General features: G+C 63.9%; 22 protein-coding genes and 1 pseudogene. 9 read left to right on the forward strand and 14 right to left on the reverse strand.

Annotated features, from left to right (window positions below; genetic code table 11):
* Positions 1-21: 21 nt before the first annotated feature.
* Together ACUTR7_RS01365 and ACUTR7_RS01370 are read left to right on the forward strand one after the other, a co-directional pair.
* Entirely contained in the window at positions 22-918 is an 897-nt protein-coding gene (locus ACUTR7_RS01365; protein ID WP_012205750.1) for an alpha/beta fold hydrolase, read from the forward strand.
* A 2-nt stretch (positions 919-920) separates the two neighbouring features.
* Positions 921-1,901, forward strand: coding sequence for an alpha/beta hydrolase (locus tag ACUTR7_RS01370; RefSeq protein WP_445607907.1), 981 nt, complete (start codon positions 921-923; stop codon positions 1,899-1,901).
* 17 nt (positions 1,902-1,918) lie between these two features.
* On the opposite strand, the gene ACUTR7_RS01375 is transcribed toward ACUTR7_RS01370, so the two are convergent.
* The 4 genes from ACUTR7_RS01375 to ACUTR7_RS01390 all read right to left on the reverse strand — a co-directional run bounded on the left by ACUTR7_RS01375 (position 1,919) and on the right by ACUTR7_RS01390 (position 5,177).
* A complete protein-coding gene (locus ACUTR7_RS01375) occupies positions 1,919-2,128 on the reverse strand; it encodes a DUF4287 domain-containing protein (RefSeq protein WP_013802290.1) in 210 nt (69 codons plus the stop codon).
* Between the two features lie 71 nt (positions 2,129-2,199).
* Entirely contained in the window at positions 2,200-3,111 is a 912-nt protein-coding gene (locus ACUTR7_RS01380) for a bestrophin family protein (RefSeq protein WP_017405160.1), read from the reverse strand.
* Positions 3,112-3,240: 129 nt separating this feature from the next.
* Positions 3,241-4,143, reverse strand: coding sequence for a nitroreductase family protein (locus ACUTR7_RS01385; RefSeq protein WP_445607908.1), 903 nt, complete (start codon positions 4,141-4,143; stop codon positions 3,241-3,243).
* 131 nt (positions 4,144-4,274) lie between these two features.
* Positions 4,275-5,177: a LysR family transcriptional regulator gene (locus ACUTR7_RS01390; RefSeq protein WP_445607909.1), complete on the reverse strand. Its 903-nt coding sequence runs from the start codon at positions 5,175-5,177 to the stop codon at positions 4,275-4,277.
* Positions 5,178-5,252: 75 nt separating this feature from the next.
* On the opposite strand from ACUTR7_RS01390, the gene ACUTR7_RS01395 reads away from it, so the two are divergent.
* Positions 5,253-6,191, forward strand: coding sequence for a DMT family transporter (locus ACUTR7_RS01395; RefSeq protein ID WP_445607910.1), 939 nt, complete (start codon positions 5,253-5,255; stop codon positions 6,189-6,191).
* 24 nt (positions 6,192-6,215) lie between these two features.
* On the opposite strand, the gene ACUTR7_RS01400 is transcribed toward ACUTR7_RS01395, so the two are convergent.
* The 5 genes from ACUTR7_RS01400 to ACUTR7_RS01420 all read right to left on the reverse strand — a co-directional run bounded on the left by ACUTR7_RS01400 (position 6,216) and on the right by ACUTR7_RS01420 (position 13,529).
* On the reverse strand, positions 6,216-7,811 hold the full coding sequence (locus tag ACUTR7_RS01400; protein ID WP_012205739.1) for a bifunctional aspartate transaminase/aspartate 4-decarboxylase: 1,596 nt from the start codon (positions 7,809-7,811) through the stop codon (positions 6,216-6,218).
* Between the two features lie 54 nt (positions 7,812-7,865).
* Positions 7,866-9,557: an aspartate-alanine antiporter gene (gene aspT / locus ACUTR7_RS01405; protein WP_445607911.1), complete on the reverse strand. Its 1,692-nt coding sequence runs from the start codon at positions 9,555-9,557 to the stop codon at positions 7,866-7,868.
* A gap of 374 nt (positions 9,558-9,931) precedes the next feature.
* On the reverse strand, positions 9,932-11,659 hold the full coding sequence (gene araD, locus ACUTR7_RS01410) for an L-arabinonate dehydratase (RefSeq protein ID WP_445607912.1): 1,728 nt from the start codon (positions 11,657-11,659) through the stop codon (positions 9,932-9,934).
* 14 nt (positions 11,660-11,673) lie between these two features.
* On the reverse strand, positions 11,674-12,504 hold the full coding sequence (locus ACUTR7_RS01415; RefSeq protein WP_445607913.1) for an HpcH/HpaI aldolase family protein: 831 nt from the start codon (positions 12,502-12,504) through the stop codon (positions 11,674-11,676).
* Positions 12,505-12,524: 20 nt separating this feature from the next.
* Positions 12,525-13,529 carry a Bug family tripartite tricarboxylate transporter substrate binding protein gene (locus ACUTR7_RS01420; protein WP_445607914.1) on the reverse strand — a complete coding sequence of 335 codons (1,005 nt, stop codon included), beginning with the start codon at positions 13,527-13,529 and terminating at the stop codon, positions 12,525-12,527.
* Positions 13,530-13,698: 169 nt separating this feature from the next.
* Between ACUTR7_RS01420 and ACUTR7_RS01425 the strand changes: the two genes are divergently transcribed.
* From ACUTR7_RS01425 to ACUTR7_RS01440, 4 genes are all read left to right on the forward strand, one after another.
* On the forward strand, positions 13,699-14,733 hold the full coding sequence (locus ACUTR7_RS01425; protein WP_445607915.1) for a LacI family DNA-binding transcriptional regulator: 1,035 nt from the start codon (positions 13,699-13,701) through the stop codon (positions 14,731-14,733).
* Between the two features lie 63 nt (positions 14,734-14,796).
* Complete coding sequence (locus tag ACUTR7_RS01430; RefSeq protein ID WP_445607916.1) at positions 14,797-15,039, forward strand: type II toxin-antitoxin system ParD family antitoxin; 243 nt, start codon at positions 14,797-14,799, stop codon at positions 15,037-15,039.
* Positions 15,032-15,259, forward strand: coding sequence for a type II toxin-antitoxin system RelE/ParE family toxin (locus ACUTR7_RS01435; protein WP_016447038.1), 228 nt, complete (start codon positions 15,032-15,034; stop codon positions 15,257-15,259). The genes ACUTR7_RS01430 and ACUTR7_RS01435 overlap by 8 nt, the downstream gene beginning before the upstream one ends.
* Before the next feature lie 143 nt (positions 15,260-15,402).
* A complete protein-coding gene (locus tag ACUTR7_RS01440; protein WP_445607917.1) occupies positions 15,403-16,845 on the forward strand; it encodes an iron-containing redox enzyme family protein in 1,443 nt (480 codons plus the stop codon).
* 42 nt (positions 16,846-16,887) lie between these two features.
* On the opposite strand, the gene ACUTR7_RS01445 is transcribed toward ACUTR7_RS01440, so the two are convergent.
* The 3 genes from ACUTR7_RS01445 to ACUTR7_RS01455 all read right to left on the reverse strand — a co-directional run bounded on the left by ACUTR7_RS01445 (position 16,888) and on the right by ACUTR7_RS01455 (position 19,158).
* On the reverse strand, positions 16,888-17,379 hold the full coding sequence (locus ACUTR7_RS01445) for a hypothetical protein (protein ID WP_445607918.1): 492 nt from the start codon (positions 17,377-17,379) through the stop codon (positions 16,888-16,890).
* 319 nt (positions 17,380-17,698) lie between these two features.
* On the reverse strand, positions 17,699-18,208 hold the full coding sequence (locus tag ACUTR7_RS01450; protein ID WP_445607919.1) for a hypothetical protein: 510 nt from the start codon (positions 18,206-18,208) through the stop codon (positions 17,699-17,701).
* Positions 18,209-18,219: 11 nt separating this feature from the next.
* Positions 18,220-19,158, reverse strand: a complete 939-nt coding sequence (locus ACUTR7_RS01455; RefSeq protein ID WP_445607920.1) for a hypothetical protein — start codon at positions 19,156-19,158, stop codon at positions 18,220-18,222.
* 954 nt (positions 19,159-20,112) lie between these two features.
* Here ACUTR7_RS01455 and ACUTR7_RS01460 point away from each other — a divergent pair.
* Both ACUTR7_RS01460 and ACUTR7_RS01465 read left to right on the forward strand, forming a co-directional pair.
* Positions 20,113-20,409, forward strand: a pseudogene (locus tag ACUTR7_RS01460) (YkvA family protein); the annotation flags it as partial.
* A 286-nt stretch (positions 20,410-20,695) separates the two neighbouring features.
* A complete protein-coding gene (locus tag ACUTR7_RS01465) occupies positions 20,696-20,917 on the forward strand; it encodes a hypothetical protein (RefSeq protein WP_445607921.1) in 222 nt (73 codons plus the stop codon).
* 235 nt (positions 20,918-21,152) lie between these two features.
* Here ACUTR7_RS01465 and ACUTR7_RS01470 read toward each other — a convergent pair whose 3' ends face one another.
* Both ACUTR7_RS01470 and ACUTR7_RS01475 read right to left on the reverse strand, forming a co-directional pair.
* On the reverse strand, positions 21,153-21,227 hold the full coding sequence (locus ACUTR7_RS01470) for a DUF1010 domain-containing protein (protein WP_445608232.1): 75 nt from the start codon (positions 21,225-21,227) through the stop codon (positions 21,153-21,155).
* A 202-nt stretch (positions 21,228-21,429) separates the two neighbouring features.
* On the reverse strand, positions 21,430-22,227 hold the full coding sequence (locus ACUTR7_RS01475; protein WP_445607922.1) for a hypothetical protein: 798 nt from the start codon (positions 22,225-22,227) through the stop codon (positions 21,430-21,432).
* Positions 22,228-22,361 lie beyond the last annotated feature (134 nt).

A 22,361-nucleotide genomic window follows, 5' to 3' on the forward strand; every position in this document is an offset into this window, starting at 1 on the left:
AACCTCAAAAAGAATCCAACAATGAACGCTTTCACATCGAACGCCCTGCGCAAGCAGGAAGACCAAGCCTGCGAGTTCTCGCACGACTACGTGCGCATCGACGGCCGCCGCATCCACTGCATCACGGCCGGGCAGGGCGCGCCCGTGCTGCTGATCCCGGGCTGGCCCCAGACCTGGTATGCCTGGCGCCACGTCATGCAGGCACTGGCGGCGCAGGGCTTCCAGGCCATTGCCGTCGATCCGCCGGGCACGGGCTTTTCGGACCGGCCCGACACCGGCTACGACACGGGCTCCATTGCGCTGACCCTGCACCGCACCATGCTGGCGCTGGGCCATGAGCGTTACCAGGTCGCCGGCCACGACGTGGGCATGTGGGTGGCCTATGCACTGGCCAGCGACCAGCCGCAGGCCGTGCAGTCCCTGGCGCTGACCGAGGCCGTGATCCCCGGCCTGGCGCCCGAGCCCAGTATCTTTGCGCCGCCAGAACAGAACATCTTCCTGTGGCACTTCATGTTCAACCAGCTGGCCGACCTGCCCGAGACCCTGATCGCGGGGCGCGAGCGTGCCTACCTGGAATTCATGTTCAACCGCTGGTCGCTGCGGCGCGACCGCGTGGCCGTCGACGTCTATGTCGATGCCTATGCGGCGCCCGGTGGCCTGCGCGGCGGCTTTGCCTACTACCGCGCCATTCCCGAAACCATCCGCCAGAACCGCGAGCGTGCGCTGCGCCCGCTGGCCATGCCCGTGCTGGCCATTGGCGCCGAGCACGCCACGGCCGATGCGCCGCTGGCCACGCTGCGCGGCCATGCCGATGACCTGTCGGGCGTGATCGTGCCGGGCTGCGGCCACTTCATCATGGAGGAGGCTGCCGAGCCCTTCATCGCCGAACTGCTGCCCTTCCTGCAAAGGACGCTGTGACCATGGGCCTGGACGCTGACATTGCGCGCTATCTCGCCGAGCTGGCGCAGGCAACCCAGGCCGTGGCCCCGCCCACGCAGCCCACGCTGGCGGCGCTGCGCGAGGCCACCGACGCCGGGCTGCGCGCCCTGCACGGCCCGGCCGAGGCCGTGGCCCGCACCGAAGACTTCACGCTGCCCGCGCGCGACGGTGCGCCGCTGCGCGTGCGCATCTACCGGCCGCTGGCCTCGGACACACCCACGCCCCAGCCCGCCCTGGTCTTCGCCCACGGCGGCGGCTGGTGCCTCGGTTCGCTGGAGGTCTACGACAACCCCTGCCGCGCATTGGCCGCGGCAACGGGCGCCGTCGTGGTCTCGGTGGACTACCGGCTGGCGCCCGAGCACCGCTTTCCCGTGCCGCTGCATGACTTCTGCGATGCCATTGCCTGGACCTTTGAACAGGCCGATGCGCTGGGCTTGGACCGCAGGCGCATCGGCGTGGCCGGAGACAGCGCGGGCGGCAACCTCGCGGCCGCCGCCTGCCTGCTGGCACGGCAGCAAGAAGGCTGGGGAGCGGCGGGCGCACCGGCCATCGCCCACCAACTGCTGCTGTACCCGGCGCTGGACGCGGCCATGGACTCGCCGTCGTTCCAGCAGTTCGGCGAGGGCCACTACCTCACGCGTGCGGCCATGGAGTACTGCTATGGCGCGTATCTGGGCGATGCGGCTCCGGGGCGGCACGAACTCGTCTCTCCGCTGCGCGCGGAACACCTGGCAGGCCTGCCCCAAGCCACGGTGATCAGCTGCGAATACGACCCGCTGCGCGACGAGGCCGAAGCCTATGCGCAGCGGCTGGCCCAGGCAGGTGTTGCGGTGAAGTTAGTGCGCCTGCCCGGCATGGTGCACGCCTGCATGCACATGCTGGGGCTGGCGCCGGCATCACGCCGCCTGTTTGACGAGGCGGGTGCCGCCGTGCGCCAGGCTTTCGGCACGGCCATCGGCTGAGGGTTGCTGGCTGCAGGTCAGGCCTGTGCCAGGAACACGGCCACCAGCGCATTCGCATGGCCGTGCCCCATCTGGTGCTGGGCCTTGAGCCAGCCCACCAGTTCCATGTGCTTGCGGGTGTCCTGCTGTTGCAGCAGGTCCATCCAGTGCGCAATCGGCTGGCCGTAGGTCTTCTCGATGGAAGGGAAATACGAGGCCGGTCCCTTGACCTTGCTTGTCTCCGTCATGGCGCTTGTCCTTTTTCTGTGATGCGGGTGGCAGATTGTGCCGCTGGCGCTGTCCGGGCCGGCAGGCAGGGTCAGGTCAGGAACAGCACATCCTTGTGCTGCGGCGCAGGCGGCAGCACCTCGCCGGTCAGCTCGCGCAGCGTGGCCTCGATCATCTGCGACATGGCGTCCAGCGCCAGGTCGTTGGGCGCCGTGCCGAAGGGCTCCTCCAGCTCGGCGCCCAGCGCCTCCAGCGCGAAGAAGGTGTAGGCGATGAAGGCCACGATCACCGGCGTCATGAAGCCGATGGAATCCACCAGGCCGAAGGGCAGCAGCAGGCAGTACAGGTAGATGGTGCGGTGGATGATCACTGCGTAGGTGAAGGGAATCGGCGTGCCCGCAATGCGTTCGCAGCCGCCCAGCGCCTCGCCCAGCTTGCACAGGGGCGCCTCCATGGCGGGCACCAGCACGGGCTGCAGGCTGCCGTCTTGGCGGCGCGCCTGCAGCCATTCGCCGGCCATGAGCAGCAGCACGGCAGGCTTGAAGCGCGCCGTGGCCAGGCGTTCGCAGTCGGCGGCAGGCAGCAGGCGACGCATGTCGGCCGCGGCATCGGTGCCGCGCAACTGGTGGCGCAGCGCGTGCACGAAGGCCGCCAGCACCATGGCCAGGGCCGGGGCGTGCTGCGGCGCGTCCGTCAAGGTCCGGGCCTGGCGCACCAGGGAGCGTGTCTCGTTGAGCAGGGTGCCCCACAGCGTGCGCGCCTCCCAATAGCGCGCATAGCTGGTGCTGTTGCGAAAGCCCAGGAAGATGGCCAGCGTCAGCCCGATCAGCGAAAACGGCACGAAGTTCAGCGGCACCTTCCACGCGAACAGCTGGCCGTGCAGGGCCGTGACCAGCACGGCGAACAGGGTGGCGGCCATCAGCTGGGGCAGGATGTCGGGCAGCACCGAGCCGCGCAGCACGAAGAGCATGCGCAGCCAGTGGGGGCGGGGCCGGATGATCATGAAAGCTTGTTCCGTGATGGAAAAGAGGGCGCAAGAGGATGCAAGAGGGCGCAGCAGCCCCGCAACTCTAACCGCCCCGCGCAGTCAGTGCGCCACCTGCGCGCCACCCTGCACGCGCTGGCTGCGGCTTCAAAGATCGCTGCCGTGGCTGTGGTGGTTGCCGTCTGGCTGGAGAAGGGCCTGTGCCGTGACCGCTGCTGCCTGCTCCGCCTGCCATGCCGTGCGCATGGAAGAGGGCGCCACCGTTGCGCGCGGGGATGGCTGGCTGGTGATGGTGCCCAGGCTGATGAAGCCGGCCAGGTGCTCGCCGTCCTCCAGGCCCAGTGCGGTGTGGATGGCTGGATCAAAGCAGCGCTCGCCGCTGAGCATGATGGCGCCAAAGCCCAACTGGTGCGCAGCATTGAGGAAGTTGCCCAGCGCAGCCCCTGCGGCCAGCCATTGCTCGCGCACGGGAACGCGCGAGCGCAGCTTGGGAGAGATGATGAAGGCCAGCAGTGCCGGTGCACGCGTGGCGTGCTCGCGGGCGCGGCGGATGTCATCGGCCGGGGCCAGCGGGTCGCGGCGCAGTTTTTCCTGTTCGAACAGAGCAGCCAATGCTGCACGTTGATGGACTGGAAACTCCAGAATGCGCCAGGGATGCAATGCACCATGGTCTGGTGAACATAGCGCCGCCTCGATCATCAGGTCCATGTCGCCGCTGTCCGGGCCCGGCATGGCCAGCCGCCTGGGCGAGACGGAGCGCCGCGCCAGCAGGGGCGCCAGGCCCGCCCGCTTGCGCGTGTCGGCAAAGCAGTGCTTGAGTGCATTCACCGCCTGGGCGAACTGCCGGGCCCAGGCCAGCACCTGTTCGCCCTCCGGCGTGAACCCCTGGAAAGGCCGGCCCGCACGCACCAGCGCGTGGCCGAACTCCGCCTCGGCCGAGCGTATGGCCTGGGCCAGCGCGTTGTCGGAGATGCCGCAGGCCTGCGCTGCGCGCGCCCAGTCACGCTCGCGGTCCAGGGCCAGCAGATGGGGGATGTATTTTTGCGTCAAGTCGGTTCTCCAGCGCGGGCCTGCAGGTGCGCCCAATCAGGTTGCGGTAAATGGCCGGTGGATGATTTCATTATGTTTTCAAGAATACAGCGAAATGCGTGCGCAGAATGCTTGCCGAACCTCGCCAGGCGTCAGGCCTTGGTCAGTTCCTGAGGTGCCTGGCCCAGCGTCGCAATCAACTGCCCATACATGGCATCCACGGCCGCCGAGCCCTGCGAGGCCTTGCTGCGCAGGGCCGAAACTTCCATGGACACCAGCGGCGGCAGCTCGAAGCCGGCCGGCAGGTTCTGCAGCACCTGCAGGTGCGGCGGCACGCTGCAGCGCGTGAATACGGCCACGGCCAGGCCGCTTTCCACGGCGGCCAGCTGGCCGGCAAGGCTGGAGCTGTGATAGACCACGCGGTGCGCGCGCCGCTGGGCCGCCAGGCTGGACAGCGCCGCCGTGCGCGCCAGGCTGGCGGCCTCGTAGACGGCAATCGGCAGGGGATTCTTCCTCCACACCTCGTGCTGCGGCGCGCCCACCCAGACCAGAGGCTCGTGGAACAGCAGGCGCCCGCGCTGCGGCCTGTCGCGCGAGACCAGGGCCAGGTCCAGCGTGCCGCGCACCACCTGCGGGATCAGCGCGGTGGACTGCTCGCAGGTCAGTTCGATCTCCACGCCCTGGTAGCGGCCTGCAAAGCTGCGCAGCACGGGCGTCAGATAGGTGGATGCGTAGTCGTCCGGCACGCCCAGCCGCACGCGCCCGGACAGGTCGGGGCCGAACAGGGCCGCCTGCGCCTGGGCTTGCAGCTCCAGCATGCGCCGCGCATAGCCCAGCAGCTCCGCGCCTTCGGGCGTGAGCTGCAAATGGCGCGGGCCGCGCAGCAGCACGGGCTGGCCCAACGCTGTCTCCAGCTTCTTGATCTGCATGCTCACGGCGGCCTGTGATCGGTGCAGCAGCGGCGCGGCAGCCGAGAGCGAGCCCGCATCCACCACGGCCACCAGGGCACGCAGCCAGTCGATCTGCAGGTCGGGGTGGTTCACGGCACGCTCCATGGATTCGAATATCGAATACTAAACCTGCAAACTATTTGCTTTACGAGAATTTGCTGCCACGAGACGATCGCGGCCATGCAAGACAGAACCCATTTCTTACAGGCCGCATCCGTAGCCCCCGCCGTGCCCGCACAAGCCGCTTCCACAGCGCAGGAGACACGCGGCCAGTGGCTGATGATCGCGGGCGGCGTGCTGCTGGGCACCGTGGGCGTATTTGTGGAAGAAGCCCGCCAGCACCCGTTGGTCACCGTGCTGTTTCGCTGCGCCTTCGGCGCGCTGGCGCTGCTGGCCTGGGGCCTGGCCACGGGCCGCGTGCGGGAGTTGCGCGTGCGCGGCAGGAGTTGGCCGGTGGTGTTGGCCACCGGCGTCCTCATGGTGCTGAACTGGGCGCTGTTCTTTGCCGCCATACCGCTGACCTCCATTGGCGTGGCCACCATCGTGTTCCACATCCAGCCGGTGTGGATCATGCTGTTCGGCACCCTGGTGCTGCGCGAGGCCATGGCGCCACGGCAGGTGGCGGCCGTGCTGGCGGCGTTGCTGGGACTGGTGTTGACCACGGGGCTGCTGGGTGGCGATGCGACGGCCTGGGGACCGGACCATGTGTCCGGGCTGCTCATGTGCCTGGCCGGCTCGCTGTGCTATGCGGCCGTGACCATCCTGGCCAAGACCGAGAAAGTGGTCACGCCGTTTGCGCTGGCCTGGTGGCAATGCGCGGTCGGCACCGTGCTGCTGCTGTGGGTGCCGCTGGTTCATGGCTGGCCGCAGGCGCCGTCGTCCTGGGCCTGGCTGGCAGGGCTGGGCGTGCTGCACACCGGCTTGGCCTATGCCATTCTTTTTGCGGGCATGGCGCGCCTCACGCTGGGCCGCATCGCCGTGCTGCAGTACGTCTATCCGTTGACGGCCATCGTGCTGGACTGGGTGGTCTACGGGCGTGTGCTGGACGCCGTGCAACTGGCCGGTGTGGGCCTGATGGCCGGGGCGCTGCTGGTGGTCAAGGCCCGACAGCTGCGATGAGCCGTGCAGGCCTTGGCGCAGGGCCTACTCCTTGCCCAGCGCCTTGTACTGCTCGTACAGCTCGTCGGCCAGCCGGCGCAGGGCGCGGCCTATGGCTGCGTACTCGTACTCGTTGAGGTTGGCCAGCGAGGCGCGGCCCGAGGGGCGGTCGGACCCGAAGCCACGGCCCGGCAGCAGCACGATGCCGGTCTCATCGGCCACGCGGAACAGCATGTCGCCCGTGGACGACTGCTGCACGGCCCATTGCGAGAAGGCCTCGCCATAGAGCCGGCAGGTCACGTTCTGCAGGTCGATCAGCGTGTAGTAGTTGACCGAGTTGGGATTTTCCAGCGGGGGCATGCCCAGCTCGCGGTACAGCGTGGCCTCGCGGCGGCGGATCAGCTGCTTGAGCGCCTGCTTGTAGGCGTCCGCTTCATCCATGAGCGCAAACAGCGAGAACAGCACCATCTGCACCTGCTGCGGCGTGGACAGGCCGGCCGTGTGGTTCAGCGCCACCACGCGGCTGTCGGCCACCAGGCGGTCGATGAACTTGAGCGAGCGCACATCGGGCAGCAGCGAGCGGTAGCGGTGGTCCAGCGCCTTCTTGGCGGACTCGGGCAACTGCGCCAGCGCATGGTCGAACACGTTGTCCTTGTGCGCCGCGATCACGCCCAGGCGCCAGCCCGTGGCCCCGAAATACTTGGAGAACGAATACACCAGCAGCGTGTTCTGGGGGCAGACCGAGAAAAGGGACTGGAATTCATCGGCAAAGGTGCCGTAGACATCGTCGGTGAGGATCAGCAGGTCGGGCCGCTGCTCGGCCACGATGGCGCGCACGCGGTCCAGGCTGCGCTGGTCCATCTTCACGGACGGCGGGTTGCTGGGGTTCACGCAGAAGAAGATCTTGACGTCCGGGTCCTTGAGCTTGTCCAGCTCGGCGTCGGAGTACTGCCAGCCGTTGTCGGGGTCCGCGTGTATGGGCACTTCCTTGAGGTCGTACTGGGCCAGTTCGGGAATCTCGATATACGGCGTGAACACCGGCATGCCGATGGCCACCTTGTCGCCGGCCTTGAGCAGGCCGCTGATGCGCAGGCTCTCGAAGATATAGGCCATGGCTGCCGTGCCGCCCTCGACCGCGAACAGGTCCACCGACTCGGGCGGCACGGCGCCGCCCGCCATTTCGCGGACGATGTACTGGCGCACGACCTGCTCGCTCACGGTGAGCATGCGCGGCGGCACGGGGTAGTTGCAGCCCAGGATGCCGTCCACCATCTCATGCAGGAAGGCGGCGGGGTCCAGCCCCAGCTGGTCGCGCACATAGCTCAGCGACTTGCCCAGGAACTTCACGCCCTCCTGGTCGCGGTGCTCGGCGATGAAGCGCTCGAAGCGCCCCTCGATGCCGTCGAGCTTGGCCAGCCCGCCCACGCCCACCGTCATGTAGGAGTACGACAGCTCCGACTCCGCCGCCGCGAACAGCCCCAGCCGGAAGAACGCCCGGCGCGGCGTGGTCGCCAGGAAGTTGGGATTGCCGCGCCCCGCATTGAGCATGAGGCGGTTGGCCTTGCCCGAGGCCACCTTGATCAGTTCGTCCTTGAGTTCGAACGGGCTCAAATTCGCCAGACTCCGATAATCCTTGCTCATTGCGCAGCTCCTTGTGATGGTCCTTGGTGGTCCTTGGGAATAGATCAGGGGTGTTCAGGCAAAGGCGATGACCAGCGGCCCCAGCAATGTGAGGAACACATTGGCCAGCGCATAGGTGATCGCAAACGGTGCCGTGGGAATCGAGTTGCCGGCCTTGTCCAGAATCTCGCCAAACGCCGGGTTGGCGCTGCGCGCCCCCGACAGCGAGCCCGCGAACACGGCCACGTTGTCATAGCGCAGCACGTACTTGCCGAACAGCATGGCGATCAGCAGCGGCACGATGGTCACCACCACGCCCAGCAGGAACAGCGTCAGGCCCTGCTGCATCACCGTGGTCACGGCCTGCTGGCCCGACTGCAGGCCCACCATGGCCACGAAGCCGGCCAGGCCCAGGTCGCGCAGCAGCGTGGAAGCGGCCGTGGGCATGTTGCCGAAGGTGTGCTTGCGGCTGCGCCACCAGCCGAACAGCAGGCCCGCCAGCAGGGCGCCGCCGCCGCTGCCCAGCGTGATGGGAATGGAGCCCAGGCGCAGCACCAGCAGCCCGATCAGCAGGCCTACCGTGATGCCCAGGCCGTGGAAGACAAAGTCCGTCTTGTCGCTGGGCACGATGATGGGGCCCACCGACTGCGCAGCCTTCTGCACATCCTGCGGCGTGCCGAACAGCGTCACCACATCGCCCGGCATGACCATGGTGTTCGGCGCAATCGGCACCGGCGTGCCCGCGCGCATCAGCGCCACTGCGTACACACCGTGCTTGAACTCCTGCGACAGGCTGTCCAGGATGTCCTTCACGCTGCGGTTCAGGTACTGGTTGTTGGAGATGGCCACGTCGCGCCGCACCATCACCACGTCCATGCCCTCGGCGCCCTGCAGCTCCTCGCCCACCGAGGCGCCCAGCGCCACCACGGCCGCGCGCCGGCCCACCAGCAAGATGATGTCGCCGGCCTCCAGCGCCAAGCTGCCGTCCACGCCCACCATCGCGTTCCTGCGCTGTATGCGCTCCACCGTCACCGTGCCGCCGTTGGCGGTGGCGCTGGCCTCCAGCTCCGCCACGGTGCGGCCCGCCTGGCCCACGCGGAAAATGCGCCCCACCAGATCCGGCACGGCCGGTGACTCGCCGGTTCCGTACACGCGCACGCCCTTGAGCAGCTCCTGCTCGGCCTGGATCGCGTCCTCGCGGATCTTGCGGCCCGTCAGCCACTGCAGCACGTTCACGCACATGATGATGGCGCCGAAGGAGCCGAAGATATAGGTCACCGCATAGCCGATGGCCACATTGGCCTGCATGCGCTGCACCTCGTCGGGCGCCAGGCCCAGCTTTTCAATGGCCGATCCCGCCGTGCCGATGATGGCCGACTGCGTCAGCCCGCCCGCTGCCAGCCCCGCCGCCAGCCCCTTGTCCAGATGGAACACCCGGGCGATCACCACCACCGTGACCAGCCCCGACACGGCCACCACCAGGGCCATCAGGATCTCCTTGACCGACTGCCGCCCCAGCGAGCGGAAAAACTGCGGCCCGCTCTCGAAACCCACGGCATAGATGAACAGCGCGAACAGCACCGCCTTGATGCCCGAATCGATGGTCACCCCCACCTGGCTGATCAGCACCGCCGCCAGCAGCGACCCCGCCACGCCCCCCAGCTGGAACGACCCGAACCTGAACTTGCCCACCCAGTAACCGAGCGCCAAGGCCGCGAACAGCGCGATTTCCGGAGCCTGATGAAAGATGCTTCTGAGAAAGTCCACAGCCACCTCTGCTTCTGGGTTGAGGTCCACGGCGGTGCAAGGCAGCGGGGAAACGGGAACGGCTGCCCGCGAAGGGCAGGGGGCTTGCGTGCGCGTGGACCTGGGGGAAACGGTGTGTCGCTATTAGAAAATGCCTATCGATATCTGATGAATGCGGCGGTTTTCGTATTCATCAATATTCAATTGGATATGGCGTTTCCATTGGCTTGCTTGAATCAGTATCTTGTCGAAAACAGAGCCACTATTCATGACAAAAAGGAGTGGCGATGTAGGACTTGGCCGTCAGCCTGGAGGCGGCTGATGTCGTAGAACCTGGACAGGCAGGGCTGCACGGGCCGCCCTGCGCCTGGGAAGACCCTGTGCCATTCACGCTCTCAAAAAATATCCGGCTCCGGCACAGCCCTCCCAAAGCCCGTCTCCAGAAAATCAAAATCGCATCCCTCATTGGCCTGCAGGATATGGCGGCCGAACAGCCAGCCGTAGCCGCGCTCATAGCGCGCGGGCGGGGGCGTCCATGCGGCGCGGCGGGTGGCGAGTTCTGAGTCGCTGACTTCCAGGTGGATGCGGCGGGCGGGCACGTCCACCGTGATGCGGTCGCCCGTGCGCACCAGGGCCAGCGGCCCGCCCACGGCGGATTCGGGCGAGCAGTGCAGCAGGCAGCCGCCGTAGCTGGTGCCGCTCATGCGGGCGTCGGACAGGCGCAGCATGTCTTTCACGCCTTGCTTGAGTAGCCTGGTGGGAATGGGCAGCATGCCCCATTCGGGCATGCCCGCGCCCTTGGGGCCGGCGTTGCGCAGCACCAGGATGTCTTCGCCGTTCACATCGAGATGGGGGTCGTCCACGGCCTGCTTGAGGCTGGGGTAGTCGTCGAATACCAGCGCGCGGCCCGTGTGGCGCAGCAGGTGCGGGGCGCAGGCGCTGGGCTTGATGACCACGCCGTCCGGCGCCAGGTTGCCGCGCAGCACGGCCAGCGCCCCTTCTGCGTAGATGGGGCTGGACAGGGGGCGGATCACGTCGTCCTGGTGGACCTGGCTGCCCGCAATGTTCTCGCCCAGGGTCTTGCCATTGACCGTCATGGCCCCGGTGTCCAGATGCGGGCGGATGCGTTCCAGCAGGGCGCGCAGGCCGCCTGCATAGAAGAAGTCCTCCATCAGATAGCGGTCGCCGCTGGGCCGGATGTTGGCGATCACGGGCACGCGGCGGCTGAAGGCGTCGAAGTCATCGAGGCTGACCGGATGGCCCGCGCGCCGCGACATGCCGATCAGGTGAATGATGGCGTTGGTGGAGCAGCCCATGGCCATGGCGCAGGCAATGCCGTTCTCGAAATGCGCACGCGTGAGCATGCGGGCGGGCGTGAGGTCTTCCCACACCATCTGCACGATGCGGCGGCCGCACTCGGCGCTCATGCGGATGTGGTTGGCGTCGGCGGCCGGAATGGACGAAGCGCCCGGCAGCGCCAGGCCCACGGCCTCGGCAATGCCCATCATGGTGGCCGCCGTGCCCATGGTCATGCAGGTGCCGTGGCTGCGGGCAATGCCGGCTTCCATCTCGCGCCAGGCCTGCTCATCCAGGCGGCCGGCGCGGCGTTCGTCCCAGAACTTGAAGGCGTCCGAGCCCGAGCCCAGTACCTGCCCCTTCCAGTTGCCGCGCAGCATGGGGCCGGCCGGCAGGTAGATGAAGGGAAGGCCCATGGAGATCGCCCCCATGGTCAGCCCCGGCGTGGTCTTGTCGCAGCCGCCCATGAGCACGGCGCCGTCCACCGGGTGGCTGCGCAGCAGCTCCTCCGTCTCCATGGCCAGGAAGTTGCGATAGACCATGGTCGTGGGCTTGACCATGCTTTCCGACAGCGAGATGGCCGGCAGCTCCAGCGGAAAGCCGCCCGCCTGCAGCACGCCGCGCTTGACGTCTTTCACGCGCTGCCTGAAGTGGGCATGGCACTGGTTGGCATCGCTCCAGGTGTTGACGATGGCGATCACGGGCTTGCCCATCCAGTCCTCGTAGCCATAGCCCATCTGCAGCACGCGCGAGCGGTGGCCGAAGGAGCGGAAATCATCGGGAGCAAACCAGCGTGCGCTGCGCAGGGATTCGGGGGAACGTGTCATGGTTGTGGGGCTCCTCAGTAGCTGCCGGCAGTGGTTGCGGGCCCTGGCGGGTTCGCGGCCAGCGGCCTTTTTCTGAATCGCGCCGCCGCCGCATCCAGCCCGTCGCGCAGCAAGAGCGTGTCCAGCGCCACGGCCACGAACTGCGCGCCCAGCTCCAGGCATTCGCGCGCCCGTGCCTCGTCCACCATCAGGATCCCCGGCGCCTTGCCGCAGGCGCGGATGCGGGCGATGGCCTGGTCGATGGCCCGGTTCACCACAGGGTGGCGCGCCTGGCCCGGATAGCCCAGGCTGGCCGACAGGTCGGCGGGGCCGATGAAGATGCCGTCCACGCCATCGACGGCCGCAATCGCCTCTATCTGCTCCAGCGCCTCGGCCGTCTCCACCTGCACCAGCAGGCACAGCTCGTCGGCCGCACGTGCCACATAGTCGGCCGTGCGCCCGAAGTTGGCCGCGCGAGTGGAACCGCCCATGCCGCGCATGCCCTGGGGGGCATAGCGCATGGCATCCCGCGCTTGCTGCGCGTTCTGCACAAAGGGCAGCAGCAGGGACTGGGCGCCCAGGTCCAGGTAGCGCTTGATCAGCACCGCGTCGTTGCAGGCGGGCCGCACCACGGCATGCACGGGCAGGGCGCCCGGTGCGGGCAGGGCGGCGGCCACGGCCTGCAGCTGGCCCAGCATCAGCGGCACGTCGGTGGGCGTGTGCTCGGTATCGAGCAGCACCCAGTCGTAGCCCGCGCCGCCGATCATCTCGCAGACAAAGGGGGAGGGAATGGTGGACCACAGGCCGATCTGCGGGCGGCCTTCGCGCAGCGCGCGCTTGAACGTATTGGCGGGCAGCATGCTCATGGGGGCTTTCCTGAAGCTGTTCATTGGACCTGGATGTTTCCCTTGCGCACCACCTCGCTCCAGCGCGCCACCTCGGCGGCGATGAAGCTGGCGGCCTGGGCGGGCGTGCCCGGCGTGGGCTCGTTGCTCATGGCGGTCAGGCGGGCCACCACCTCGGGCTCGGCCAGGAGGGACTGGCAGGCCTGGTTGAGCCGCTCCACCACATCGGCCGGCATGCCCGGCGGGCCCGCCAGGCTGGTCCATGAATAGTTGACGACCTGCGGCTGGCCGGCCTCGGCCATGGTGGGCACATCGGGCAGGGCCGCCAGGCGCCGCTCGCCTGCCACGGCCAGCGCACGCAGCTTGCCCGCCTGCGCAAAGCCCACGGCCGAGGTGGCGGGCACGAACAGCAGGTCTGCCTGGCCGCCCATCACATCGGTCATGGCGGGCACATCGCCCTTGTAGGGAACGTTGTTGAAGCTCACGCCGGCCGCCTGGCGCAGCAGCTCCGTCGTCACATGGCTGGACGAGCCAATGCCCGTCAGCGCCACATTCACCGTGCCGGGGCTGGCCTGGGCCAGGGCCACCACATCGGCCACCGAAGCGACCTTCAGCCTGGGCGAGGCCAGCAGCAGCATGGGCACGCGCCCCAGCATGGCAATGTGCGTGAAATCCCGCCGCGCGTCGTACCTCACGTTGGGATTGACCAGCTGGTTGATGGCATGCGTGCCCGGCCCGCCAATCACCAGCGTGTAGCCATCGGCCCGCGCCCGCGCTACGGCCTCGGAGGCCAGCGAGCCATTCACGCCGGGCCGGTTCTCCACCACCACGGGCTGGCCCAGGCGCTGCGACAGGCGCTCTCCCACCAGCCGGCCCACCACATCGGTCTGGCCACCGGGAGGGAAGGGAATCACCAGCGTGATCGGCCTGACCGGCCAGGCGGCCTGGGCCTGGGCGTGTGCCGGGGGCAGCATCGAGGCCGGAGCCAGGGCCGCAGCCAGCAGGCGCGCCATGGCGCTGCGGCGGTTGGAGAGCGAAGGGCGCATGGTGGTCTCCTCTTGAATGATTGCGCAATCATTTCAAGCAAAGGCAGCGCTCTCCATTCGGACGTACGAGGGGAAACAATCAGACCGTGCTGATGGACATCATCGTTAACATGACCACGCAATCATCCTCAAGCCGCATCTCCATCGCCATTCCAGGCAAAGGCCTCGCATGACCCTCCGCACCCTGCGCAACGCCAATGCGCCCACGCTCAAGGACCTGGCCCGCATTGCCGGCGTGTCGCCCATCACCGCCTCGCGCGCGCTGCACCGGCCTGAACTGGTGGCCGAGGCCACGCGGCTGCGCGTGGCGCAGGCCGTGGAGCAATCGGGCTACGTGCCCAACTCCCTGGCGGGCGGGCTGACCTCGCGCCAGACGCGGCTGGTGGCGGCCATCGTGCCCTCGGTGGGGCACTCGCTGTTTTCCGACATGCTCGATGCGCTCATCCACACCCTGGCCGCGCAGCGCTATGAAACCACGCTGGGCATCTCCAGCTATGACCCGGAGCATGAGGAAACCTGGCTGGCCGCCATGCTCAGCCGCCGCCCGGACGGCATCGTGCTCACCGGCACCGAGCACACGGCTCGCACGCGGCGCCTGCTGGTCAATGCCGACGTGCCCGTGGTCGAACTCTGGGACTACCAGCCCCATCCGCTGGACATGGTGGTCGGCTTCTCTCAGGAAGACGCGGGCCGCGCAGCCTTCCGTCACCTCGCCGCCTGCGGCTACCGGCGCCCGGCCATCCTGCGCGCCGACGACAGCCGCGCCGCCCGCCGTGCCCTGGGCTTCACCCGCGCCGCCGCGGAAGCCGGTGCCCCGGTTCCTGCGCAAATCGTCTTCTCGGAAGCCATCCCCCAATCCGGCCGTGGCCGTGATGCCTTGAACGCCCTGCGCTCCCAGGTACCGGAGGCCGATGCCGTCTTCTGCAGCTCCGATGCGCTGGCGCAAGGCGTGCTCTCCCACGCCCACGCGCTGGGCCTGCGCATGCCAGAGGAATTCGGCGTGCTGGGCTTTGGCGACCAGGCCCTGGCGCTGGACGCCTGGCCCGCCCTGTCCACCGTGCGCGTGGACGGCGCCGCCATCGGCCGCCTGGGCGCAGAGGCACTGATTGCGCGCATGGCCGGTGGCGTGGCGGCGGCAGCGCAGGATATGGGGTTTGAGGTGGTGGGGAGGGGGAGTACACGTGGGCACCAAGATGCGCGCTGAACGACTGTTGCAGTGACGATGTACCAATATTTGGATATATCGGTACGTCATCTGGAGAACGCCATGAGCCGAAACACATCCGTGGCCCTGGGGCCGCACTTCACGGAATTCATTGATGCCCAAGTCCAAGGCGGGCGCTATGGCTCCGCCAGTGATGTGGTCAGAACCGGGTTGCGGCTGCTGGAAGAGCACGAAATCAGGGTGAAGGCATTGCAAGAGGCTCTGAACGCTGGCCGTCAGTCCGGCGAGCCGCGCCCGTTTGACAGCGAAGCGTTTTTGAGCCGCATGCACGCAAAGCATGGATAAGCCCTACCGACTGTCGCCGCTGGCCGAAGCCGATCTGGAGGAAATCTGGCTCTACACGCTCAGGCACTGGTCGGTTGAGCAGGCAGGCTCCTACCTTCGCAACCTTGTGGAGACATCCGAGGGATTGGCCAAGAGCACGAAGCAGGGCCAGCAGGCCGGCGCCCAGTACCAGCCAATGCTCGCCGGCAAGGCCGGGCCGGATCCTGTTCCCCTGCCATGAGCGCGGGCGCCAGGGCGACGGCGGGCTGGCCCGGGCGCCTGCGCCAAGGGTAGGCGTATTACGACGCACAGGAAGGCGTTGGCCCGATGGCTGTACCGAGGGCCACACCGCATCCTGAAGGCGTTACGGACCAAAGCCCCACCATGAACACAGAACTGCTGGACCCCCCACGTACCGAACTGGCCGCTGGCGCAGGCACGCTTGAGCCTTCTTTCCTGCATGTGCCGCTCTACGAGCGCCTGGCCAACCATCTGCCCACCGAACAGGAGCGCCAGGCTGCTGCGGACTTCCTGCACGGCGTGATCGCCGAGACCTCTGCCGATGCCGATGGCCTGCCGGACAACCCGGAGCACCTGACCGACTGGATGCGTGCCAATGTCGAAAAAGTGCACGCCCAGTACCAGGCCTACTTGGCAGAGCGCAAGGCGGGTGCGGCACGCCGCTACTTCGGCAACCGCGCACATGCCCTGTACTTCCTGCGCAATGTGGCCCCTACCAAGCTGGTGGACGGTTCCTGGCTCTACGGCCTGTGCGCGCACGCGGGCAACTCACGCATGTCGGACCTGGTCACCACCTATGTGGAAGAACTGGGCGACGGCATGGCCGACAAGAACCACGTCAAGCTCTACCGGGAGCTGCTGGCCAGGTATGGCCTTGATCCCGTGGAGGACCTGCCCGACGACCTGTACCGGCAGGGACTGGTACAGCTGGCGTTGGGCTGGAATGCGCAGCAGTTCCTGCCCGAGATCGTGGGATTCAACCTGGGCTATGAGCAATTGCCGCTGCACCTGCTCATCACCGCCTACGAACTCAATGAACTGGGGATAGATCCCTACTACTTCACGCTGCATGTCACCGTGGACAACGCCGACACGGGCCATGCCCGGCGCGCCTGCATTGCCGCCTGGGAGAACGCGCCGCGCATTGACGATGGCGGCGAATACTGGCGCCGCGTACGCGCGGGCGCCCGGCTGGCAGACACGGGCACCAGCACGCTGGACGTGATCCGGTCGTTCGACATCGAAGCTGAGGTGGTGCGCATCCTGGCGCGCAAATCGCCTTCCGGGCATGGCGCGCACTCGGACTTCTGCAAGGTGGCCGGCCGCAGCGTCAATGACTGGCTGTCCCGTCCGCAGGACATGCCTGCCTTCCTGGCCGCGCTGGAGCAGGCACGCTGGATACAACGCAACCGGCCTGCGGAGGAAAGCCGCTTCTGGCAGCTGCTGCAGGGCGAGCGGGCAGAGATGTTTGGTGTTTTCTCTCCCTATGAGCTGCAAGTCATTCATGACTGGCTGCGTGGGCCGGCCAGTGCGGATGGCGCCTCCTTCGAATCCGTGGCCGAGCCCGGCAAACCGGCGCGGCGCATGAGCTTTCGCGTGGCCGAGCGCCTGCGCACATCCCGTGGCGCGCGACCGGACCCGGGCCGCAGCGCGCAGGAACTGGACACCGACCTGATGCTCTTCGAGCAGCGCTACCCCACGCTAGATCCAGCGGCCCAGCATGAGTTGCTGGTACAGGCCATGTCACCGGGCCTGCACTGGACGCCCCTGGGCCTGCGCGCCACCCGCCTGTTCCTGGGCCGGTAGGCCATTCGCCCCCTCTTTACCTACCCGGAAAAAATCATCGGGTCATTGGGCAAGATGGGCTTGCTCTTTGACCCATTCCCGGCTTTTGCCACGCACGCACCAGGCGGGATTCTTTACCCAGTCTGTGAAATAAATGGTGGGGTGGTCTTCCAGAATATTGCAGCGTGTATAGCCTAATTTTGGCATGGCATAGTATTGCAAAGGCGTAATTGCAAAAATACAGAAAAACATAATAAAAACTCCAACGGCTATGGCGGATAAAAAAATACGCGTTGGGATTTTTATAGCGTCTTCTGTACAGGGGACTGATTTTTGTATTGCAATGATAATTCCTGTGATTGAAATTATTGGCACACACAACGCAATTGGATCAAATGGTGTGATTCTTACAGATGGGGCGAGTTTATTTAAATCATCTACGGTTTCATATAGAGAATAGAAAATACTCCAAATTGACATTGCTAGAAGCAGAAGAAAAAGTGGAATACTCCATATTGGTGATTTTCTGATTTCGGTTAAATTTCTTTTGTCCATTTAAAGACTCATAAATTTTGCGACTGATCAGGCATGGTCGGTTATTAGGAAATAATGTTTTTATTTCCGGTGTTTATCGATTCTATTTAAATCTATCCCGGTATAGGGTGCCATTAAGGCCATGGCTGGGCGTTTCGGGTCCAGTACCTGCTTCATGCGACCGTTATTCGCTGCCGCCACCGCTGCTAAAGACTGGGCCTAGTGTTTGCGCGGAAGCCTAGTGATTTCTGGGGAGCCAGCGAGGAGTTGTTCTGACACACATGCAACCACACTACGCGGATAGGTCAGAAAGATGTAGGCCTTGTGATCTGCACTTTTTTTATGGATTTAGCTCGGGGCTACCGCCTAGACGGGCTTGCTCATTAACCCACTCCCTGCTTTTGCCGCGTACGCACCAGTCAGGGTTTTTCACCCAGTCTGAAAAATAAATATTTGGATGGCCTTCTAATATATTGCAGCGTGTATATCCTAATCTTGGCATGGCGTAATACTGAAAAGGTGTAACAACAAGAAGGCAGAAGAGCATAATTCCTCCGCCTGTGATTACAGAGATCGCAAGAATGCGCTCTGAGATTATTTGAGTGCTTGCTTTGCAGGGTATTGCTTTTTGTATCACTGATACAATTATCGTAAATCCCATTATCGGGAAATATACCCCGACCAAATCACCAGGTGTGATTCTTACCGAGGGGGCTGAATTTTTTAGATCGGCGATTGTTTTTAGAAATGAATTTTCTGTATTCCAAATTGAGAAAAATAAAACAAATAGAATTGATGGAATTCCATATATTAATGATTTTCTAATCTCGGTTAAGTTGTTTGTTTTCATTTTGATATCCGTCAATTTTTCCTGTTGATAGGAAGTAGCAAGATATTATTTGGTTCCGATGATGCATAATTGTATTTTATTCTTTCACTTTGACTATTTAATTTTCTCTCAGTCACAGCATTGGGATTGATGCGATATATTCCATGGGGAGTACTGTCTGTTTGCATTTTTAATGCGAAAATCACATTCTTCTTTATATCCCAAATCTCGTCAATTTTATTCAAAGCTATCCCAGACAAGAACACTGCGACAGCCATTGTGACTAACGGCAAGATGGCAAGAGTTGCTGCACCTACGCCCACCACTAATCCTGCTCCAAGGCCCACCATCGTCGCTAACCCTGCCTTGACCGCCTCCACTCCAATACCACCCACCAGGTCATGCATGGTCTTCTCGTCGTTGAAGATGAAGTCCAATGTCTCCACGCCGATGCCCACGACCAAACTCAAGATGAAGCCCCCTCTGGCCACGCCTTGAAGGCCGCGCATGCCCAGACCCATCTGGACCATGCGGGGATTGGTGGTGAGAAAGCGCGTGCCCTGCAGCAGATTGCCGCGAAACCCGGCTCGGCCCGTGATGATGATATAGGTGCCTTTGGGCGTCGCCTTGACATAGGTGCGCGCACCGGCAAGGCGCAATGCAATCAGCGTTCTGGTGAACAGGTACGCGTCATTGGCCAACATGGAGGCGGGGATGGTCCAGGGTTTGCCGGCATTGGGGCTGGCCGTCTGCGTCCAATACCGGCCCAGGGCGCTTTGGGACAGGATGGCGCGCAGGCTGGCTGCCAGGCGCGGGTCATTGCGCGATCTGTCTTGCAGGACGCCTACGAACTCTTGCGGCGTGAGTACCACCACGTCCACCTGCTGGCTGTCCATGGCGCGGGTGATCTGCCTGTTGAAGGCCTTTTCATAGCTGATATACGGACGGGTGATATCGGTGGATGTTGCCATGGCCTGCAAGCGAATGGTTAATGGAATTAATAAGGAAATGGTGGTTTGCCAAATGCCAGAAAAATCACAAACGCAGGCCTACCCTCGGTCCTGTGAGAAATCAGGTCCGATCAAGGTATGGGAGTGGGAATTGCGCGTTCGCAATCATTCCCAAGGCCGATGTCAATCAATGGCCTGGGAATTCCGTTGTGGGAGTCCGGCTATTTGATTTCTTGGGTATCTGGAAGTCAAGCAGAAAGGCTTGTGGCTGATTATTTTCAGATTATTCCTAGATGCATATATGAGATGCACGCCTTGAGTGCAGTCGATATGAACTTGGAATGAGGAACAGGGCGGTGACAAGGCTTTGCCAGTCAATACAGCCATTTGCCCCAGTGGACGCAGGCCATCCGACACCGCCGTGCTGGGGGCCTTTGCGGCCACAGGCACGGCACCGTGGTGATGCGGTCATGAAGACCCGGTACAAGGACACCGCGCGCAGCGGGCTGGCGTTTCATATCATCGAGTGCTGCGCGGGCCTGGCGGCGCAGCCCCAAGGGCAACAGCCGGCCGCCATCATCCAGCCCGTTCACAACCTCGTACATCCATGACAGCCGGTGAAAAATTGAAGGCCTGGGCACGACGCATCAAGCGCGATGGCGTCACCCTGTGGTTTGCCTGCAAGAGCCCCCAGACGCCCTGGTACGGTAGGGCCTGCTCACACTAATGTGGGGTCGCGAAGCTGCCTGCCAGCCCGCCAATCAAGGCGCGCGACGCCGTGCGTGTGCCCACACGCACAAGGAGCGCAACGCCGAGTGGCGGGCTGGCAGGCAGCTTCCCTTCGGGTTGCCCGGCTGCGGGGCCGTCTGCGGCGTTGCACGCGCTTGCAAGGCACGGGCCTTGCTGCGCACGTGCGCCTTGCATACGACCCCGCAGCCGGGCAACGCGATCCCCAGATTAGTGTGAACAGGCCCTAAGACCCTGGGCGCCTTCGTGGTCGCCTACGCCCTGAGCCCCATCGACCTGATCCCCGACTTCATCCCCGTGCTGGGCTATGTGGATGACGTGCTGCTGCTGCCCGCGCTGATCTGGCTCACCGTGCGGCTGCTTCCCCCTGCCGTGCTGGCCGACAGCCGCCAGCAGGCCGAGGCCTGGATGCAGGCCCAGGGCCGCAAACCCTGAAGCCGTGCCGGAGTCGCCCTGGTGGTGGGCGTCTGGCTATGCGTTTGCGCGGGGGCCTTCCTTGTGTTCCGAGGGCGCTGGGGTCTTTGAGCGCGGCGCCTTGCCGGGCTGAGCGGCGGCGGGCGGTCAACAGTCAGGATGCGGGCGCTGCGCCAGGGCGCTGTATCATCTCGCCCAGGTGCTGAACACACCTTCACAGGCGGTCCCGCCACACTCCCGAAAGCAGTTGGACGTACTCACAGGAGGCCTCATGGCTGCTTTCCTTGCGGGCGTATCAATGCCCGAACCCTCTCCCAGTCCTTTGCATGGCCCCGTGCTTCTAGCGCATGGGCATTCCTTTGTTTCAGCTGCCAAGTGCGCTCATTGAGGAGTTGCCATGCTGTACTTTCAACTTTCCGAGCCCGAGTACAACAGCCTGCGGCGCGTGCAGGATCAGTTGGGGCTGATTTCCAGTTTGATTATTGGTTCTTATCCGGGGCATGCTTTGGAGCCGGTGACTCCTGGGCAATTGCTTGCGTTTATTCAGGCGCAGGAGGAGGCGCTTGAGGGGGTGATGGGGGGAGTGAGGGAGCGCGGGGTGGTGCGGGTGCTGGATTGACTGGGTGCTGCCCTGGACGGCCACGCATGTAATGCGTGGCCTTTCTGGGTGCTTTTGCGGTTGCTAGCAGGGTTGGGAGCATGTGGAGAGCTGGGCTATTGAGGACTGCTCTCGGCCAGGAGCGGCCAATGGCCCCAGATGAAAACAGACGCTCAACGTTTGAATTCAGCGGCAGCCGAAGGCTGTCCGCTGGAATTAGTAACGACACCAGCGCGTCCATCGGCTTCTGTGAGGTTCAACGGCCAAAGTAAGCGGCTTGCTTTAGGCAAGTCCGCTTGACTGCTGAATTATACCCGAAGGCCGGAAGCAAACCAGTGCTACCACAACGATAGTTGGTGGTGCTTGCTGGTAAAGCGCTAGAAACAAAAATGGCTTGAAACCGGCGAAGAGAATGCAGGATCTGTCATTTTGTGGCTTTAAATTCTTCAAGTGTCATAGTAATTAGGCCTAACGAAAAAGCTAAGCCGACCGCCGAAGGATGATCGGCTTGAGCGCCATGTTAGAGCCGGTGGTCACTTGATCTGCGACTTGATTTTGATAAGCAAATCGCTTGGAGCTCCCCAAGACCACTTGCTAACAATGTTGCGCAAGAGAGCCTGCTTTTCCGTCTCATCGACCTTGCCGTCGGCAAGAGCAGCTTTCAGAGCATTTCGAATCTCAAAGGCATTGTGGTAGCCTGGGTACAGGTCTTCTACGTTTGAAAAATCAGTCAATGCGGCCGAGAAATTTCCATTTGCGATGTTCTCGAATCCACTACGCTCTGTGTCTTTTGCAGTCACAAATGCATTACTGTTGGGAGAATGCGACGTTATTGACTTGATGACAGCTTCCGTAGTTGCGGCTGATTTCGCTGCATCCGCTTCCGCATATTGAGTTATTGCAATAATAACTTTGTTGAAAGCGGTCATTAAATCTGATGCAGGGATGTCAGGTCGATTGATGGATAATTCGCACAAGCGATAGAGAGATTCCCGGAGGCTAAGGACGTTGGAACTGCGCCCTGGGAGAATAATGACGCTTTGTCCTGCCTGTGCTGATGCTTCACCAACGGCATCCTTTTTCAAAGTACCCTGAAGCTCAAAGTTGTTGCTTGTATCGGGCGCTGGCTCCGCACATACCTTGATTGAGCCAGAATCTGTAGCCTCATTCGCTGTTCGTACTATGGCTCCTCGTCTGTCTGAACTGTAATTGAGCCAGTACGTACCATTTTCTTTGATCTGCTCCATCTGGGCAGGTGGAGTAAAGGTACTACAACCTGTCTGCATAGAAATTGCCGCGATAAAGAACAAGAACCCGGTCAGTGTGCGCATTGTGTTCCTCCTTTGTGTGGTAAGGCGCTAACGTAATCTAGACCGCACCAAGCCGCCGGCCATCTCTGGCGTTTGCGGTCTAAATTGGCACGAAAAAACGCGGGAATGGGCTTATAGCCTAGCTTGACGGTGCA

Source organism: Delftia sp. NA_296.1, from assembly GCF_052692095.1.

Bases quoted from the DNA above. Each gene is read 5' to 3' on its own strand.
- ACUTR7_RS01365 (WP_012205750.1), top strand. From the start codon at position 22: ATGAACGCTTTCACATCGAACGCCCTGCGCAAGCAGGAAGACCAAGCC.
- ACUTR7_RS01370 (WP_445607907.1), top strand. From the start codon at position 921: ATGGGCCTGGACGCTGACATTGCGCGCTATCTCGCCGAGCTGGCGCAG.
- ACUTR7_RS01375 (WP_013802290.1), bottom strand. From the start codon at position 2,128: ATGACGGAGACAAGCAAGGTCAAGGGACCGGCCTCGTATTTCCCTTCC.
- ACUTR7_RS01380 (WP_017405160.1), bottom strand. From the start codon at position 3,111: ATGATCATCCGGCCCCGCCCCCACTGGCTGCGCATGCTCTTCGTGCTG.
- ACUTR7_RS01390 (WP_445607909.1), bottom strand. From the start codon at position 5,177: ATGGAGCGTGCCGTGAACCACCCCGACCTGCAGATCGACTGGCTGCGT.
- ACUTR7_RS01395 (WP_445607910.1), top strand. From the start codon at position 5,253: ATGCAAGACAGAACCCATTTCTTACAGGCCGCATCCGTAGCCCCCGCC.
- ACUTR7_RS01400 (WP_012205739.1), bottom strand. From the start codon at position 7,811: ATGAGCAAGGATTATCGGAGTCTGGCGAATTTGAGCCCGTTCGAACTC.
- araD (WP_445607912.1), bottom strand. From the start codon at position 11,659: ATGACACGTTCCCCCGAATCCCTGCGCAGCGCACGCTGGTTTGCTCCC.
- ACUTR7_RS01415 (WP_445607913.1), bottom strand. From the start codon at position 12,504: ATGAGCATGCTGCCCGCCAATACGTTCAAGCGCGCGCTGCGCGAAGGC.
- ACUTR7_RS01420 (WP_445607914.1), bottom strand. From the start codon at position 13,529: ATGCGCCCTTCGCTCTCCAACCGCCGCAGCGCCATGGCGCGCCTGCTG.
- ACUTR7_RS01425 (WP_445607915.1), top strand. From the start codon at position 13,699: ATGACCCTCCGCACCCTGCGCAACGCCAATGCGCCCACGCTCAAGGAC.
- ACUTR7_RS01430 (WP_445607916.1), top strand. From the start codon at position 14,797: ATGAGCCGAAACACATCCGTGGCCCTGGGGCCGCACTTCACGGAATTC.
- ACUTR7_RS01435 (WP_016447038.1), top strand. From the start codon at position 15,032: ATGGATAAGCCCTACCGACTGTCGCCGCTGGCCGAAGCCGATCTGGAG.
- ACUTR7_RS01440 (WP_445607917.1), top strand. From the start codon at position 15,403: ATGAACACAGAACTGCTGGACCCCCCACGTACCGAACTGGCCGCTGGC.
- ACUTR7_RS01445 (WP_445607918.1), bottom strand. From the start codon at position 17,379: ATGGACAAAAGAAATTTAACCGAAATCAGAAAATCACCAATATGGAGT.
- ACUTR7_RS01450 (WP_445607919.1), bottom strand. From the start codon at position 18,208: ATGAAAACAAACAACTTAACCGAGATTAGAAAATCATTAATATATGGA.
- ACUTR7_RS01455 (WP_445607920.1), bottom strand. From the start codon at position 19,158: ATGGCAACATCCACCGATATCACCCGTCCGTATATCAGCTATGAAAAG.
- ACUTR7_RS01465 (WP_445607921.1), top strand. From the start codon at position 20,696: ATGCTGTACTTTCAACTTTCCGAGCCCGAGTACAACAGCCTGCGGCGC.
- ACUTR7_RS01475 (WP_445607922.1), bottom strand. From the start codon at position 22,227: ATGCGCACACTGACCGGGTTCTTGTTCTTTATCGCGGCAATTTCTATG.